Annotated in this window: 12 protein-coding genes; 5 read left to right on the plus strand and 7 right to left on the minus strand. The window is 70.4% G+C overall.

Annotated elements, in window-relative coordinates; translation table 11 throughout:
* Positions 1-2: 2 nt before the first annotated feature.
* Positions 3-314 carry a 50S ribosomal protein L21 gene (gene rplU, locus QMO76_RS11620; protein ID WP_029927107.1) on the minus strand — a complete coding sequence of 104 codons (312 nt, stop codon included), beginning with the start codon at positions 312-314 and terminating at the stop codon, positions 3-5.
* 286 nt (positions 315-600) lie between these two features.
* Between rplU and QMO76_RS11625 the strand changes: the two genes are divergently transcribed.
* Positions 601-1,248 carry a pentapeptide repeat-containing protein gene (locus QMO76_RS11625; RefSeq protein ID WP_306361249.1) on the plus strand — a complete coding sequence of 216 codons (648 nt, stop codon included), beginning with the start codon at positions 601-603 and terminating at the stop codon, positions 1,246-1,248.
* 126 nt (positions 1,249-1,374) lie between these two features.
* Here the strand turns inward: QMO76_RS11625 and QMO76_RS11630 are convergent, their stop codons facing one another.
* From QMO76_RS11630 to QMO76_RS11655, 6 genes are all read right to left on the minus strand, one after another.
* Positions 1,375-4,863 carry a translation initiation factor IF-2 N-terminal domain-containing protein gene (locus QMO76_RS11630; RefSeq protein WP_372341951.1) on the minus strand — a complete coding sequence of 1,163 codons (3,489 nt, stop codon included), beginning with the start codon at positions 4,861-4,863 and terminating at the stop codon, positions 1,375-1,377.
* A gap of 588 nt (positions 4,864-5,451) precedes the next feature.
* Positions 5,452-5,868 carry a nucleoside-diphosphate kinase gene (ndk, locus tag QMO76_RS11635; RefSeq protein WP_306361250.1) on the minus strand — a complete coding sequence of 139 codons (417 nt, stop codon included), beginning with the start codon at positions 5,866-5,868 and terminating at the stop codon, positions 5,452-5,454.
* Between the two features lie 65 nt (positions 5,869-5,933).
* Positions 5,934-6,410, minus strand: a complete 477-nt coding sequence (locus tag QMO76_RS11640) for a DUF4233 domain-containing protein (protein WP_372341952.1) — start codon at positions 6,408-6,410, stop codon at positions 5,934-5,936.
* Positions 6,411-7,781 (minus strand): folylpolyglutamate synthase/dihydrofolate synthase family protein, encoded by a 1,371-nt coding sequence (locus QMO76_RS11645; protein WP_306361590.1) that lies wholly within the window; start codon positions 7,779-7,781, stop codon positions 6,411-6,413. It lies immediately after the preceding gene.
* A gap of 71 nt (positions 7,782-7,852) precedes the next feature.
* A complete protein-coding gene (locus QMO76_RS11650) occupies positions 7,853-10,543 on the minus strand; it encodes a valine--tRNA ligase (protein ID WP_306361251.1) in 2,691 nt (896 codons plus the stop codon).
* 210 nt (positions 10,544-10,753) lie between these two features.
* Positions 10,754-11,692 (minus strand): NAD(P)/FAD-dependent oxidoreductase, encoded by a 939-nt coding sequence (locus QMO76_RS11655; protein WP_306361252.1) that lies wholly within the window; start codon positions 11,690-11,692, stop codon positions 10,754-10,756.
* 187 nt (positions 11,693-11,879) lie between these two features.
* Here QMO76_RS11655 and QMO76_RS11660 point away from each other — a divergent pair, with 187 nt between their 5' ends.
* The 4 genes from QMO76_RS11660 (at position 11,880) to QMO76_RS11675 (ending at position 15,893) form a co-directional block, all read left to right on the plus strand.
* Complete coding sequence (locus QMO76_RS11660) at positions 11,880-12,551, plus strand: AAA family ATPase (protein WP_306361253.1); 672 nt, start codon at positions 11,880-11,882, stop codon at positions 12,549-12,551.
* A 130-nt stretch (positions 12,552-12,681) separates the two neighbouring features.
* Positions 12,682-13,701 (plus strand): S9 family peptidase, encoded by a 1,020-nt coding sequence (locus QMO76_RS11665; protein ID WP_306361254.1) that lies wholly within the window; start codon positions 12,682-12,684, stop codon positions 13,699-13,701.
* A gap of 8 nt (positions 13,702-13,709) precedes the next feature.
* The gene (locus QMO76_RS11670) at positions 13,710-14,921 is read left to right on the plus strand and encodes a saccharopine dehydrogenase family protein (RefSeq protein ID WP_306361255.1); all 1,212 of its coding nucleotides are present in this window, start codon (positions 13,710-13,712) and stop codon (positions 14,919-14,921) included.
* Positions 14,922-15,071: 150 nt separating this feature from the next.
* Entirely contained in the window at positions 15,072-15,893 is an 822-nt protein-coding gene (locus QMO76_RS11675) for a PaaX family transcriptional regulator C-terminal domain-containing protein (protein ID WP_306361591.1), read from the plus strand.
* The last annotated feature ends 94 nt before the right edge of the window (positions 15,894-15,987 follow it).

The raw sequence follows: 15,987 nt of genomic DNA on the forward strand, positions 1-15,987 counted from the left end.
ACTTACTTGATGCCGGTGACCTTCAGGACCGTCAGCTTCTGACGGTGGCCCTGACGCTTGTGGTAGCCGGTCTTGTTCTTGAACTTGTGGATGCGGATCTTCGGGCCCTTGGTCTGTTCGACGACCTCGGCGGACACGGAAACCTTCGCCAGCTTGTCAGCATCGGTGGTCAGCTCGGCGCCGTTCACGACCAGCACCGGCGACAGCGACACCGAAGTGCCCGGCTCACCCTCGATCTTCTCGACCTTCACCAGGTCACCGACCGCGACCTTGTACTGCTTTCCGCCGGTCTTGACGATCGCGTACGTTGCCATCGGTCGGCTGCCCTTCTTCCTCTACTAGTGCACTGGGCACTGTGGCTCTCACGGCCTGCCTCCGATTGACACCGGAGACCGCCGCAGACTGGTCTGGTAATCACCGCCGCCTCAGCGCCTGGTGGCTCTCGATTGAACCGGGCCACGGCTCCACAGCAGAATGCTGTCACCGGGCAGCGACCGTCCAAGACTACAGGACTCGGGCCTACCCCTCCAAACCGGGTCGCGATGGGGTCGAGCACATTCGCGGCGACGACCTGTCGGTGGCCGCGCCTATGGTGCCGGAGTGCCCCGTGAGCTGAGTGATCTCGCCTATGCCCGCTACCTCCGGCCCTTCGACGGCGACCCGGAACCCGACTCCGGCTACGACGCCGTGCACATCGACGGTGCGCGGCTCATCGACACCGAGGCCAGTGGCGTGCGGTTCGAAGAGTCGGCCCTGACCGGGGTGACCTTCCAGGGCGGCGTCCTGCGGTTCGCCCGGCTCTCCGAGGTCTGGCTGCGCGACTGCCGATGGATCGGGACCAACCTCGGACAGACCAGCTGGATGGATGTCGAACTGATCGACACCGCGCTGTCGGGGGTGGAGATCGTCGGCGCGAACCTGCGGCGGGTGCGCTTCGAGGGCTGCAAGCTCGACGCCGTGAACTTCCGCAATGCGAACCTGCAGCAGGTCGAGTTCGTCGACTGTGTGCTGCGCCAGCCCGATTTCGGAGAGGCGAAGCTCACCCGGGTCACCTTCCCCGGATCGACGCTCGAGGGCGTCTCCCTGCATCGGGCCGCGCTGAAAGACGTGGATCTGCGCGGCGCGCTCGCCGTGGACATCACCCACGGCCTGGAGGCCCTGCGCGGCGCGACCATCCGCCCCGCCCAGCTCATGGACCTCGCCCCGGCCTTCGCCCGCACCTTCGGCATCACGGTCCGCGACGAGTGAATGTCGACGAGTGAATGTCCGCGGGAGCGGGCGGGCGTCGGTGGCGACCGGCGGCTCGAACGACCGTGGCCCCGCCGAAGTTCACGGCGGGGCCACGGTCGCGGTGCGTGAGCGACGGGCGAACCGCTAGCTCTCCCCCTCCGGGGCGCCGGCCGGGCGGCCGGCCGCGCGACGGCGGGTCCGGGCGCGCGGGGGCGGCGGCGGTGTCATGTCGTCCAGCGACAGGGCCGGAGTCTTCGGCTGATCCGAGCTGGAGAGCACGAAGACCGCGCTCTGGCTGTCCGTCGCCGGGGCGGCGGCGGTGCGGGCCACCCGGCGACGACGGCGTCCGGCCGGAGCCTCGTCCGTGGTCGCGGCGGGAGCCGCCTTCTCCGGGGCGGGCACCACCTTCTCCGGCTCGGCCACGGCCATCTTCGGCTCGGGGTGCGCCTCGGGCTGTCCGGCGGTGTCCCGCCCGGTCGCCGTGGCCGCCCCACCGGACCGTGCTCCGGCGGCCGACGCATCGGCGGCTCCGGTCCCGGCCTGCTCGGCGGTCTGGACCCCGGTGGCGGCCTGTGCCTCGGTGACCAGCAGATCGGCCTCACCGGCGGCCGTCTCGGCCTCCGGCGCCACCACCGCGTCGGCCGCTGCCGTCGCGGTGCCGTTGGTCCGGGCCTTCGCGGCGCGGGCTCCCCGGCCCCGGCCGCGAGCGGACCCCCCGGCCTGCGACTCCGCCGCCCGCACCTGAGCGGCCTTCAGCTCGGCGGCGGTGGCCGCGGCCTCCTCGGCCGCGGCGGCGGCCTGCGCGGCGGCCGCGGCAGCCTGGTCGGCCGCCTCCACCGCCGTCACGTCGGCGGCCTCGGCGACCGCCTCGTCCACCCCGGTCGTCTCGGCCTGCGCCACCGCCAGATCCACGGCTTCCACCGCGTCGGACGCGGCGTCGGCGGCCTCGTGTGCGGAATCCTCGGCCTGATGCGCGGCCATGGCCAGCGCCACCGGGTGTGCCCGCTTGGCCGCGGCCTTCTCCTCGGTCGGCGGGGCCTGCTCCTCCACCACGGCCGGTTCCGGCGCGGCGGCGGCCTTCTCGCCCTTGTCCTTGTCCTTGCGGCGACGGCGACCCTCGCGGCGACCCCCGCCCTCTTCCGCGGGCGCGGACTCGACCGGGTAGTTGTGCACCAGGATGCCGCGGCCGTGGCAGTGCTCGCAGGTGGTGGAGAACGCCTCGACCAGTCCGGTGCCCAGCTTCTTGCGGGTCATCTGGACCAGGCCCAGCGAGGTCACCTCGGACACCTGGTGGCGGGTGCGGTCACGGCCCAGCGCCTCGGTGAGGCGGCGCAGCACCAGATCCCGGTTGGATTCCAGCACCATGTCGATGAAGTCGACGACGATCATGCCGCCGATATCGCGCAACCGCATCTGGCGGACGATCTCCTCGGCCGCCTCCAGGTTGTTGCGGGTGACCGTCTCCTCCAGATTGGAGCCGCCGGAACCGGTGAACTTGCCGGTATTGACGTCGATGACGGTCATGGCCTCGGTGCGGTCGATCACCAGGGTGCCGCCCGAGGGCAGCCACACCTTGCGGTCGAGCGCCTTGGCCAGCTGCTCGTCGATGCGGAACGCGCCGAACACGTCTACGGTGCTGTTCTCGTGCCGCTCCACCCGGGTCAGCATGTCCGGCGCGACCGTGCGCACGTAGTTCTCGACGGTGGTCCAGGCGCGTTCGCCCTCGATGACCAGCTTGGAGAAGTCCTCGTTGAACAGGTCGCGCACGACCTTGACCAGCAGGTCGGGCTCCTCGTACAGCGTCTTGGGCGCGCCGGAGCCGTTCTTGGCCTGCTCCTCGATGGTGCGCCAGGTCTTCTGCAACCGCTGCACGTCGCGGGCGAGCTCGGATTCGCTCACCCCCTCCGACGCGGTGCGGATGATGACGCCCGCGTCCTGCGGCACGATATCGCGCAGGATCTCCTTGAGCCGCTTGCGCTCGGTATCGGGCAGTTTGCGCGAGATGCCGGTGGAGGTGCCGCCCGGCACGTACACCAGGAAGCGACCGGCCAGGCTGATCTGGGTGGTCAGGCGGGCACCCTTGTGGCCAACCGGGTCCTTCGAGACCTGCACCAGCACGGTGTCACCGGGCTTGAGCGCCTGTTCGATCTTGCGTTCCCGGCCGCCGAGCCCGGCGGCCTCCCAGTTCACCTCGCCCGCGTACAGCACGCCGTTGCGACCGCGACCGATGTCGACGAACGCCGCCTCCATCGAGGGCAGCACGTTCTGCACCTTGCCCAGGTACACATTGCCGACCATGGAGGCCGAACCGGTGCTGGTGACGAAGTGCTCGACCAGGACGTTGTCCTCGAGCACCGCCACCTGGGTGGTGGAGGTCGGATGTTCGGCGAAGTGCTTCTCCCGCACCACCATCACGCGGTCCACCGATTCGCGCCGCGCCAGGAACTCCGACTCGGTCAGGATCGGCGGGCGGCGGCGACCGGCCTCCCGGCCGTCGCGGCGACGCTGGCGCTTGGCCTCCAACCGGGTGGAACCGGTGATGCCCTGCACCTCGTCGACGTTCTTCTCGGCGCGCCGCTTGTTGCGCGGTTCGCGCTCGTGCACGACGGTGTTCGGCGGATCGTCCTCGGCGGGCTCGTTGTCGCCATCCTCACCGCCCTTGCGGCGGCGACGGCGGCGGCGACGGCGGGAGCTGGCCCCCTCCGGCACGGCCGACTCCTCGGCGTCGTCCTCGCCGGAGTCGCCCTCGGCCGACTCCTCGGCATCGGCGGCGGCCCGCGTCTCGTCCTCGTCGTCGGTGTCCGATTCGGCGTCCGAGGCGTTGTCGTCGCCCTCGTTCTGCTGCTCGCCGCGACCCCGGCCGCGACCGCGACGGCCCCGGCGGCGACGGCGGGAAGCCCCGTCGTTCTTCTCGCGGTTCTCGTCCCAGTCGCCCTCGTCGGCGGTGTCCTCGGCGGGTGCGGGCTCCTCGGCGGCAGGCGCGGTCTCCTCGACCGGCTCCTCCTTGGGCTTGCGCTCGACGCGGCGCTTGCGGCGCAGCTCCTCGGCGGCCGTGGCGTCCGGCGGCAGGAACAGCGGCGCGGCCACCACGGCGGCGGGCTCGAAGACCACGGGTTCCTCGACAACCGGTTCCACGGCCTGGAACGGGCTGGCGAACAGGGTGGTCGGCTTGTGCGCGGCGCTCGACTCGTCGGCCTCGGCCTGCTCGACCTCCTCGGCGGCCAGTTCGTCGGCGGCCCGGTCGTCGCCCGCGGCGACGGCCTCGTCGACAGTGGCGGGCGCGGCGACCTGACCGGTCGCGGGCGACACCGCCGCGGTCCGGGCGGCCTCGGTGGCCCCGGCGGTCGGCGCGGCGGTCACTTCCACGTCACGCGGCCCGAACGCGTCACGCACCGTTTCGGCGACGGTCCGGTCCAGGCTGGATTGGGGGCTGCGGGCTTGCGCGCCCATTTCGGTCAGGTGGGCAAGGATGCGTTTGCTGGTCGTTCCCAGCAACTTCGCCAGTGCGTGCACTCGGATCCGTTCCGGCAACTGTTCGGCAGCCGGGGCGGTGTCCGTCTGTTCCTGTCCCGAACGGCCCGCCTCCCCTTCACCGTTCACCTGCGATGCGTCCTGCGGCTCTTGTTCGGCCACGAATTCTCCTCGGACCCCCGGGCGCGTCCCTCTGGGGGTGACGCGGCCGACGCGGGGGCACTGTCCGTTCGCCTCATGCCCGTGGGCTAGAGGCCGTATGGTCTCGCCCCGCGTGTCCGGTGTTCGCCTGTTGTTGTCGTCGTTCGGCTAACTGGTCACGCGGCGCCTGGCTGGTTGGCTCAACACCACCGCACGAGCGTTCATCCAGCGTGCCGCCCGACAGCCGAGTCTCGGAAGCTGTCGGCGGCAGCGATGACCGTCCGTCATGCTGCGGTGCCCTCGGTTGTGACCGTCACCTGCCGCTTGTGACCGGCGTCGGTTACATCCGCTGCCCAGTATCCCACACTGTGTTGAATTGCCTCCGCTCCGCTCCGGCGGGTTCGCGGCGCTGGGCGTCTCGGCTCTTCCCGCCCGCCACTCCCCCGCTTCGCTCCTCCGCTCCGGTCAGTCCAGAACCGAGACGCGCCGCGAACCGACGAGGGCCGCCCCGGAGAAAGGGTTTACGCAGGCAGCAGTGGTTGCCCCCGGTGCGCGGGAAGGTGGGCACCGGGGTCGGCTCGAGCGCTGCCGATGTGGGCGGGCGCTGCGTCAGTTGGCGGTTTCGGGGAACCAGAGGGAGATCTCGCGCTTGGCGGACTCGGGCGAGTCGGAGCCGTGGACGAGGTTGAACTGGGTTTCCAGGGCGTAGTCGCCGCGGATGCTGCCGGGGACGGCCTTCTCCACCGGGTCGGTGCCGCCCGCGATCTGGCGGAAGGCGGCGATGGCGCGCGGACCCTCGAGGATCGCCGCGACCACGGGGCCGGAGGTGATGAACTCGATCAGGGAACCGAAGAACGGCTTCTCCTTGTGCTCGGCGTAGTGCTCACCCGCCAGCTCCTCGGAGACGTTCACAAGCTTCAGCGCGGCGATCGTCAGACCCTTGCGCTCGATACGGGTGATGATCTCACCGATCAGGCCACGGGCCACGCCGTCCGGCTTGATGAGAACCAACGTCTGCTCAGTCACGGCGCACAGCGTAACCGGGGAGCGCGCGAACTCCCGAATCCAGCGACGTCAGCCCTGCTTCGATGTCAGCCCTGATTCTCGGTGCGCTGGCTCGGGAGCAGGCCCATTTCCATGCGCTTCCTCACATCCGCGCGCAGAACCAGAATGAATACCCACACCGCGGCGAAGACGATGCCGATGATGCCGATGGACAGGTGGATGAACGTGCCCGCCATCACGAAGACCTGCAATCCCAGATTGAACGGGATGGCCCACGGTCGCCGCTGCAAGCCGGAGCCCACGACCATCACCGCGGCCAGGACCACGAGATAGGCGGTGGACCACCATTCCAGCCCGCCGCCCACCGCGGCCACCACCGGCAGCGCCAGCAGCACGGTGATGGCCTCCATGATCAGCGCTCCGGCCATCACCCCGCGAAAGCCCTTCCACGGATCGGTGGCCGGCGCGGGCGCCGGTTCGTGGGATCGGCTCGCGCCGTGCTCGTCACCGCCGGACTGGGGCTCGTCGTGATCACGCACGCTGCCGCCTCCGAGCCTGACCATTCACGCGGGGTCCTTTCCGAACAGTGAGCGGGCCGCCCCGGCGGTGACGACCGAACCGGTGACGACGATGCCCGCTCCGGAGACCATATCGCCGTCCTCCCCCTCCTCGGCGAGGGCGATGGCGGTTTCGATGGCGTCGGCCAGGTCGTGGGCGACCGCGACGCGTTCGTCGCCGAAGCGCTGCACGGCCAGGTTGGCCAGGTCGTCGACGGGCAGGGCGCGCGGGGATCCGTTCTGGGTCACCACGATGGTGTCGAAGATCGGCTCCAGGGCGTCGAGGATGCCACCGGTGTCCTTGTCACCCAAGACCGCGATCACACCGACCAGTTTGCGGAAGTCGAATTCCTCGGTGAGGGTCGCCGCCAAGGCCCGCGCCCCCGCCGGGTTGTGCGCGGCATCGATGAAGATGGTCGGCGCGCTGCGCATGCGCTCCATCCGTCCCGGACTCGCGGCGGCCGCGAAACCCGCTCGGACGGCATCGATATCGAGCTGCTTCTGCGCGCCCGCGCCGAAGAACGCCTCGACGGCGGCCAGTGCCAGCACGGCATTGCGGGCCTGGTGCTCACCGTGCAGCGGCAGGAAGATCTCGTCGTACACCCCGCCCAGGCCCTGGAGTTCCAGCATCTGCCCGCCGATGGCCACCGCCCGCGACAGCACCCGGAACTCCGAGCCCTCGCGCGCCACGGCGGCGTCGACCTCGACGGCGCGGCGCAGCAGCACCTCCATGACCTCGGGCTCCTGCTGGGCGATGACGGCCACGGTGTCGCGCGGCACCAGTTCGTCCTCGGGAGCCTTCTTGATGATCCCGGCCTTCTCCCCCGCGATGGAGGTGAGGTCCGGCCCCAGATAGTCGGTGTGGTCCAACCCGATCGGGGTGATCACCGCGACCTGTCCGTCGATCACATTGGTGGCGTCCCAGCGCCCGCCCATCCCGGTCTCGACCACGGCCACGTCCACGGGCGCCTCGGCGAAGGCGGCGTAGGCCATGCCGGTGAGCACCTCGAACTTGCTCATGGCCGGACCGCCCGCCGCCGTGGACTGCGCGTCGATCATCTCGACGTACGGCTGGATCTCGCGGAAGGTCTCGACATAACGCCCGGGGGTGATGGGCGCGTTGTCGATGGCGATGCGCTCGGTGGCAAGTTGCAGGTGCGGGCTGGTGATCCGCCCGGTACGCCGGTGCAGGGCGGTGAGCAGGCCGTCGATCAAGCGGGTGACCGACGTCTTGCCATTGGTCCCGGCGATGTGGATGGCCGGGTAGCCCTGCTGCGGCGAGCCCAGCAGATCCATGAGCGTGGAGATGCGCGCGAGCGAGGGCTCGATCTTGGTTTCCGGCCAGCGCTGGTCCAGTTCGGCCTCGACCAGGGCCATTTCGGCGAGGTCGACCGGGGAGGTGCCGCCCGTCAACGGCTCCTCCGCGTACCGGCGCTCCGGCTCGTCGTTCACTTGCGCTCCGCCAGCTTCGCGATCTCCGCCAGCCGCGCGCCGATGCGCTCGACCTCGGAGGCGGCCAGGTCCCGACGGCCCCGGATCTTGGCGACCACGTCCTCGGGCGCCTTGGCGAGGAAGCCCTCGTTGCCGAGTTTGGCCGTGGTGCCCGCCAATTCCTTCTGTGCGGCGGCGAGGTCCTTCTCCAGGCGGCGGCGTTCGGCGTCGAGGTCGACGGTGCCGGAGGTGTCGATCTCCACGGTCACCGTGGCATCGGTGAGCCGCACCTCGAGCGAGGCGGTGGCGGCGAAATCCGCGCCCGCCTCGGTGAGCCGGGCCAGCGTGGCGATCTCGGCGAGCTGCCCGGTGAGATCGGCGGCCTCGATGCCGACGAGCCGCGCGGCCACTTTCTGCTTGTCGGTGAGCCCCTGATCGCTGCGGAAGCGGCGGATCTCGGTGATGAGGCGCTGGGCGTCGGCGATGCGCCGGTCCGACACGGCGTCGGCGGGCACGCCGGAGCTCTCGGGCCACCGGGCGACCACGATGGACTCACCGCCGGTGAGCGCCCGCCACAGCGCCTCGGTGACGAACGGGATGGCCGGATGCAGCAGGCGCAGCACCGAATCCAGCACATTGCCGAGCACGACGCGGGTGCTGGCGGCGCGCTCCTCGGACGCGGCGAACTGCACCTTGGCCAGCTCCAGGTACCAGTCGCACAGCTCGTCCCAGGCGAAGTGGTACAGCCCCTCGAGCGCCTTGCTGAACTCGTAGCGGTCCAATGCCGCATCCGTCTGCGCGCGAACGGCTTCGAGCCGGTCCAGAATCCAGCGGTCGGCGTCGGTGAGGGTGTCGCGGGCCGGCGGCTCGCCCGGCGCCGCGCCGTTCATGAGCGCGAACTTGGTGGCATTGAACAGCTTGGTGACGAAGCTGCGCGAGGCCATCACGTGCGAGGTGCCGATGGACAGGTCGCTGCCGGGCTGTGCGCCGCGGGCGAGGGTGAATCGCGTTGCGTCCGCGCCGTATTCGCTGATCCAGTCCAGCGGGTCGATGCCGTTGCCGCGCGACTTGGACATCTTCTTGCCGTGTTCGTCGCGAATCAGGCCGTGCAGGAACACATCCTGGAACGGCACCTGCTTCTGTCCGCCCTTGCCCGCGCTGAGCGCCGGATCGTCGGAGACGAACATGCCGAACATCATCATCCGGGCCACCCAGAAGAACAGGATGTCGTAGCCGGTGACGAGAACGCTGGTGGGATAGAACTTTCCGAGCTCCGGGGTGGCGTCGGGCCAGCCCATGGTGGAGAACGGCCACAGGCCCGAGGAGAACCAGGTGTCGAGCACATCGGGGTCCTGCACGTAGCCCTCGGGGGCCTGCTCGTCGGGGCCGACGCACACGATCTCGCCCTCGGGGCCGTACCAGATCGGGATGCGGTGGCCCCACCACAGCTGCCGCGAGATGCACCAGTCGTGCATATTGTCGACCCATTCGAACCAGCGCGGTTCCTGACCGGCCGGGTGGATCTTCACCTCGCCGGAGCGCACGGCGTCACCGGCGGCCTTGGCCAGCGATTCCACCCTGACCCACCACTGCATGGACAGCCGCGGCTCGATGGGTTCGCCGGAGCGCTCGGAGTGGCCGACGCTGTGCACGTACGGGAACTTGCGGGCGACCACGCGGCCCTCGGACTCCAGGCGCTCGCGGATCTTGCGCCGCGCCTCGAAGCGGTCCATGCCGTCGAATTCGGTTCCGCTTCCGGCGATCTTGCCGGTCTCGTCCATGATGGTCGGCATGGGCAGGTTGTGCCGCAGGCCCAGCTCGAAGTCGTTGGGGTCGTGCGCCGGGGTGATCTTCACCGCACCGGAACCGAATTCGGGGTCGACGTAGTCGTCTGCCACGATCGGGATCTGACGGCCGGTGATCGGGTGGTACAGCGTGGTGCCGACCAGCGCCGCGTACCGCTCGTCGTCCGGGTGCACCGCCACCGCGGTATCGCCGAGCATGGTCTCGACTCGGGTGGTGGCCACGATCACGTGCGGCTCGTCGTCGCTGAGCGAGCCGTAGCGCAGCGAGACCAGCTCGCCCTCCACGTCCTTGTAGTCGACCTCGAGGTCGGAGATGCCGGTCTTCAGTACCGGCGACCAGTTCACCAGGCGTTCGGCGCGGTAGATGAGCCCCGCGTCGTAGAGCCGCTTGAAGATGGTCTGCACGGCGCGGGACAGGCCCTCGTCCATGGTGAAGCGGTCGCGGCTCCAGTCCACGCCGTCGCCGAGGCGGCGCATCTGCCCCTGGATCTGGCCGCCGGATTCGCGCTTCCAGTCCCAGACCTTGTCGACGAACAGTTCGCGGCCGAAGTCTTCCTTGGTCTTGCCGTCGGCGGAGAGCTGCTTCTCCACCACGCTCTGGGTGGCGATGCCCGCGTGGTCCATGCCCGGCAGCCACAGCACCTCGTAGCCCTGCATGCGCTTGCGGCGGGTGAGGGTGTCCATCAGGGTGTGGTCGAGGGCGTGGCCCATGTGCAGGGAGCCGGTGACGTTCGGGGGCGGCAGGACGATCGAGTACGGCGGCTTGTCGCTGCTCGCATCGGCGGTGAAGTAACCAGCGGCTACCCAGCGCTCGTACAGCTCGGCCTCCACTTCGCCGGGGTTCCAGCTCTTGGGGAGGGCATCGGCACGATTACGCGAGTTCTCAGAGGCTGTGCTGGTCACCGTGCGATTCTAAAGAAGGTCCTCGAGATAGCCGAAGAGCGGGGCTTTCGGCGGATGAGGGACACCGAAAGCCCCGCCCTCGACAGCAAGACTACCGGCGAATCCGGCCGCTCTCCCGAATCCATAAGCAATTCTCAGGTTTTGACCGAATCGCCCAGGCTAAGCCAACTTTCGTTGCATCCGCGTTGCATGCGCGGCGGTCTTTCCGGCTCACCGCGCGGCACAGTCCTCCTCCGTCAGATCGGTGTTGACGGCGATGGCCACGGCCGCGGCGGCACCGGCGGCGGAGATCACCTGCGATCGGGGATCGACCACATTGCCCGCGGCGAACACCCCGGGCACGCTGGTCCGGCCGTTGGCGTCGACGCGGACGAAACCACTGTCCGTCAGCTCACAGTCCAGGGCGTCCACCACGGTGTTGTCCGGAATCATGTCGGCCACCACGAACAGCGCCGAGCGGGCGACGGAGGCGCCGTCCGCGAGCTCCACCGCGCGCAGCGCGTCGTCGGCGACGGTGACACCCGACACCTTGCCGTCCACGATGCGCACCCCGCGTGCGGTGATGCGGGCGCGGTCGGCGTCGGAGAGCTCGAAGGTATGCGGGAAGAACACCAGATCCCGGGACCACTGCGGCAGCGCGAGCGCCAGGTGCACCGAGCGCGCAGCGGGTCCGGACTCCGCGGCGCCGAGCAGCCCGATCGGCCGATCGGCCACCTCGTAGCCGTGGCAGTACGGACAGTGCAGCACATCCCGGCCCCACCGTTCCCGCAGGCCGGGCAGCGACGGCAACTCGTCGCGCAGCCCGGACGCCACCAGCAGCCGGCGGGCGCGCAGGGCGCGGCCGCTCGCCAGGCGCACGGTGAATCCGGCGGTGCGGTCCGCCGTTCCGATGCACTCGGCCGCGATCACGCGGTCGGCGACGAGTTCGCCGCCGTATCCGGCCACCTCGGCGCGACCGGCGGTGAGCAGGTCCAGGGGGTTCATGCCGTCGCGGGAGAGGAAGCCGTGCATGTGGGCGGCGGGGGCGTTGCGGGGCGCGCCCGCGTCGACCACGGCCACCCGGCGGCGGGATCGGGCGAGGAGCAGGGCGGCGGACAGGCCCGCCGCGCCGCCGCCGATGACCAGCACGTCGTAGTTCGTTTCGCTCATGCCTCCACCGTGCCGCCCCTCGACGTGGACAGCAAAATATGTTGCCGATTCCGGGATGCGCCCGCCGGTAGCCAGCGTGCCACACCCCGGCGCGTCGCCCGAAGTTCCTGCCGCCCAGGAGATCTGGTGCCGGAACTCAGGGTTTTCCCGGTTGCCGAACGGGAAATGAACACGGATTCTGGGAGGGGTGAACCCCCCGCTCGAATCCGGTCCGCTACACCTCTCCCCCGACCCGCGCAGCATGGCGCCGTTCGAGGTGCACGACCTACGCGGCCAGCCGATCCGCGAACTGCGCTACCCCGCGACGGCGGCCGTCATCATCACGGGGGTTCCGGGTGCGGGCAAGAGCACCGCGCTACGCAGACTGTTCGGTTGCTCCAGCGATGCCGTCCGCCCCGCCGCCGGACCGGACGGCACGGTACTGCTGGACTCCCAGCACTCCCGCAACTGGTGGCATCAACATCTGGGCGCCATCCCCTACCCGCTGTGGCTGCCCATCGTCCACGTCACGCACTACCTCCGGATTCGCGCCGCGTTGCGCCGGGTGGACGGCCCGGTGGTCATTCACGACTGCGGCACTCGGCAGTGGGTGCGCCACCTGGTGACGCACTGGGCCCGCGGCGCCGGGCGGCAGGTGCACATGATCATGATCGACGCCGCCGCGGAACAGGCCCGCGCGGGCCAGGTCTCGCGCGGTCGCGAGGTGAGCGGCCTGAGCTTCCGCATGCACTGCGCGAAGTGGCAACGCCTGGTGACCACCGCCGCCGCCGGAACGAAACCGCGACCCGAACCCGCCTCCGTGGTGATCCTCGACCGCCAGGCGGTGACCGAACTGCGCGAGGTCTCCTTCGCCGCCTGACCGAACCGACCACACCGTTCGAGTGCCCCCGGCAGGGTCCGGGGGCACGCTGTGCCCGGCCGCCATATCTATCATTTTTCTTACGATCGTTCTATAGTCATTCGACGTACGTACAATAGATAATGGAGGCATGGTGAGCAGAGCACGACGAGGTGTCATCGCACTCGGCTGCGTGCTGACACTGGTCGTGGCGGCGGGTGCGTGGATCGCCTACCGGCACGACTTCGCCTTCCGCGACGAGCGGGTGACCATCCCCGGCACGGCACATCCTCTCCAGGCCACCCTGGCGCTGCCCGAGCACGGCGAAAAGCCCTATGGTCTGGTCGTTTTCGTGCACGGCGACGGCCCGGCCACCGCCGACCGCGACGGCTTCTACCGCCCGATCTGGGAATCGTTCGCCCGAGCGGGCTACGCATCACTGTCCTGGGACAAGCCGGGAGTCGATGGCGCACCGGGCAATTGGCTGGATCAGAGCATGCACGACCGGGCGGTCGAGACCGAGGACGCGCTCGCGTGGGCTCGGCAGCGCGACGACCTCGATCCGGAGCGGACGGGACTGTGGGGCATCAGCCAGGCCGGGTGGGTGCTGCCCGAGGTGGCCGTCCGGCATCCCGAGTTGCGCTTCGTCATCGCGGTGGGGGTGGCGATCGACTGGCTGCGGCAGGGCGCCTACAACCTCGACGCCGAGCTGCGGTACCGGGGCGCGTCCGACAACGAGGTCGCGCGAGCGCACCGGCGGCGCGACGAGGTACGGCGGCTGCTGCGCGAGAACGCCTCGTACGAGCGGTATGTGGCGGCCGGTGTCGACGACTCGCCGATGTCGGCCGACCGGTGGCGGTTCGTCGTCGAGAACTACCGGTCCGACGCCGCGCCGACGCTGCCGCTGATCCGGGTGCCCGTACTGCTCGTGTTGGGCGCGGAGGACCTCAACGTCGACGTCGCCGAAACCGAACGCGTCTATCGCGAATCGCTGCCGCCCCGGCTGCTGACCGTCCGGAAGTACCCGGATGCCTCGCACAGCATCGCCGTCGCCGAACTGGACCACGACCAGGGGTTCCGCGCCTTCCTGGTGGCCGTTTTCGCGCCGCGCGCCCTGTACGCGCCCGGTTATCTGGAGGATCTGCGGCGCTACGTGTCGCAGGTGGAATAGGAGTTCGGATGCGAGTTCTGGCCCTCGGCGGCCCCGGTGCCATGGGTGCCGCCGCCGTGCACACCGCGGTCACCCTGCCCGGTATCGGCGAGATCGTCATCGCCGATCGCGACCTCGCCGCCGCCGCACGCCTGGCGCGCCGGTACGCGCACGCGCCGATGCCGATCCGGGCGATCGAGGTCGACGTCACCGATGACGAGGGTCTGCGGCGCGCCCTGTCGGCCGTCGACCTGGTGCTCAATACTGTTGGCCCCTACTACCGCTTCGGCCCCGCGGTGCTGCGCGCGGCCCTGTCCACCGGCACCCACTATCTGGATATCTGCGACGACTGGGAACCCACGGAGCGCATGCTCGAATTCGATCGCGAGGCCCGCGATCGGGGGGTGTGCGCGGTCATCGGGATGGGCGCGAGCCCGGGAATCAGCAATCTGCTCGCCGCCATCGCCGCCGCCGAACTGGAGACGGTGCGCGATGTGTTCACCGCGTGGCCGGTCGATGTGGACACCGCCGAGGACGAGCAGGCGCTGTCGCCGGACGGCAGCCCGTCGGCGGCCGCCGTGCACTGGATGCAGCAGATCAGCGGCACGATCCGGGTGGTCGAGGCCGGACGGCGCACCGATCGGCGGCCGCTGGCGCCCACCGCCTTGCGGCTGCCCGGCGGGCGGCGCGGCACCGCGTACACCGTCGGCCATCCCGAGCCCATCACCCTGCGGCACAGCCTGAAAGCAAGTGGCGACGCGGCCACGCTCATGGTCGTCACGCCGTGGACGCTCGCCTATCTCGAGGTGCTGCGCCGCGATATCGACGGCGGCAGGCTCACCAACGACACCGCCGCGCGCGCCCTGGCCGAGCCCACGCTGTCCCAGCTACTGCGATCGGTGCCGATCGCCCTGCGCACCGGAGGCCCCGGCACCCTGCCGTCGTTCTTCGCCGCCGTCACCGGGTGCGCGCACGGACGCGAGCGGTCGGTGCTGGCCTATCTGAACATGTCAGTGCCCGCGACGGATCCGGCACACGGGCTGCTCGGCGATATGGCGCGCGCCACCGGAATCCCCCTGGCGCTGGGCATGTCCCAGCTCATCGATGGTTCGGCGCTGCGCCCCGGCGTGCATCCGCCGGAGACCGTCATCGACCCGGTGCGATTCTTCGCCGACCTGGACCGGGTGCTGGGACGCGACTCGGACGCACCGCTGTACGGGGTCGAACGCGCGGCCGGGTAGTACACCGCACCGACTATCGGAACTGCGTCGACCGTAGGATGACCGTGCGCATCGCCAGGACGGCCGTGCGCATCGCCGCACCGATCAGGAGGTGACCCCGTGGCCGCTCCGCACGAACCGGAGGTCTCCACGCGCACGCTCGTCGAGAGCATGATCCGCGCGGACGCGACCATCGACGCCGGGGAACTGTACGACGTCGCCAATGCCCTGGGCATGACCGACCAGCAGGTCCGGCTCTGTATCAAACGGCTGGCCGCCGACGGGAGATTCGTCCAGGAGGGGCGCGGGCGCAAGGCGGTGCTGCGTGCCACCGCGACCACCCGGGCCGCCATCGAACCCGATCTGGAGTTCATCCGCTTCATGTACGCGCAGGACCGCGGGCAGGCGTCCTGGGACGGAGTCTGGCATCTGGCCGCGTTCGCCGTTCCGGAGTCGGCCCGCCACGCCCGCGACGCCATGCGGGACACCATCGTGGGTTTGGGTGGCGCGCCGATCCAGGGCGGCCTGTACGTCTCGGCCAATCCGTGGGAGGACCGCCTGCACGCCGCCGCGGACGACCTCGGGGTCACCGCCAACATCACGACCGCGACCAGCACGGACCTGCGGGTCGGCGGCATTCACGAACCGCGTGAACTCGCCGCCCGGCTGTGGCCGCTGGACCGTATCGCCGACGGCCACCGCAGCCTGCTCGCCACCGCCGAGGGCTTCCTGGCCGAGCTGCGCACCGCCGCGCACACCCGGCGGCTGACCATCGCCGTGTGCCTGGCCGCGGAGTTCACCCGCGCGGTGGAACCCGACCCGCTGCTGCCCCCGCAGCTGCTGCCGCAGCCGTGGATCGGCACGGCCGCCCGCGCCAGCACCGCCGCCTGCTGGGCGGAGCTGCTGAAAGCCGAACCAGCGCAGGAGATTCGCCTGTTCCGCTGGTACTCGGAGGTGGTCGGCGAGGTCGCCGCGACAGCTCCGCGGCGCTGACGGCGCGGAGCCGCCACCGCACCGCCGCCACCGCGGCGTCAGCGCTGCCGCTCGGTCTCCGGCTGCTGCTGCGGCTCGGTCTCCCGCTACGGCT

It is taken from the genome of Nocardia sp. CC227C, assembly GCF_030767025.1.
Taxonomy (GTDB): Bacteria; Actinomycetota; Actinomycetes; order Mycobacteriales; family Mycobacteriaceae; genus Nocardia.

Coding starts and splice junctions, on each gene's coding strand:
- rplU (WP_029927107.1), bottom strand. CDS start 314: ATGGCAACGTACGCGATCGTCAAGACCGGCGGAAAGCAGTACAAGGTC.
- QMO76_RS11640 (WP_372341952.1), bottom strand. CDS start 6,410: ATGGTCAGGCTCGGAGGCGGCAGCGTGCGTGATCACGACGAGCCCCAG.
- QMO76_RS11645 (WP_306361590.1), bottom strand. CDS start 7,781: ATGGCCCTGGTCGAGGCCGAACTGGACCAGCGCTGGCCGGAAACCAAG.
- QMO76_RS11655 (WP_306361252.1), bottom strand. CDS start 11,692: ATGAGCGAAACGAACTACGACGTGCTGGTCATCGGCGGCGGCGCGGCG.
- QMO76_RS11665 (WP_306361254.1), top strand. CDS start 12,682: ATGGTGAGCAGAGCACGACGAGGTGTCATCGCACTCGGCTGCGTGCTG.
- QMO76_RS11670 (WP_306361255.1), top strand. CDS start 13,710: ATGCGAGTTCTGGCCCTCGGCGGCCCCGGTGCCATGGGTGCCGCCGCC.
- QMO76_RS11675 (WP_306361591.1), top strand. CDS start 15,072: ATGATCCGCGCGGACGCGACCATCGACGCCGGGGAACTGTACGACGTC.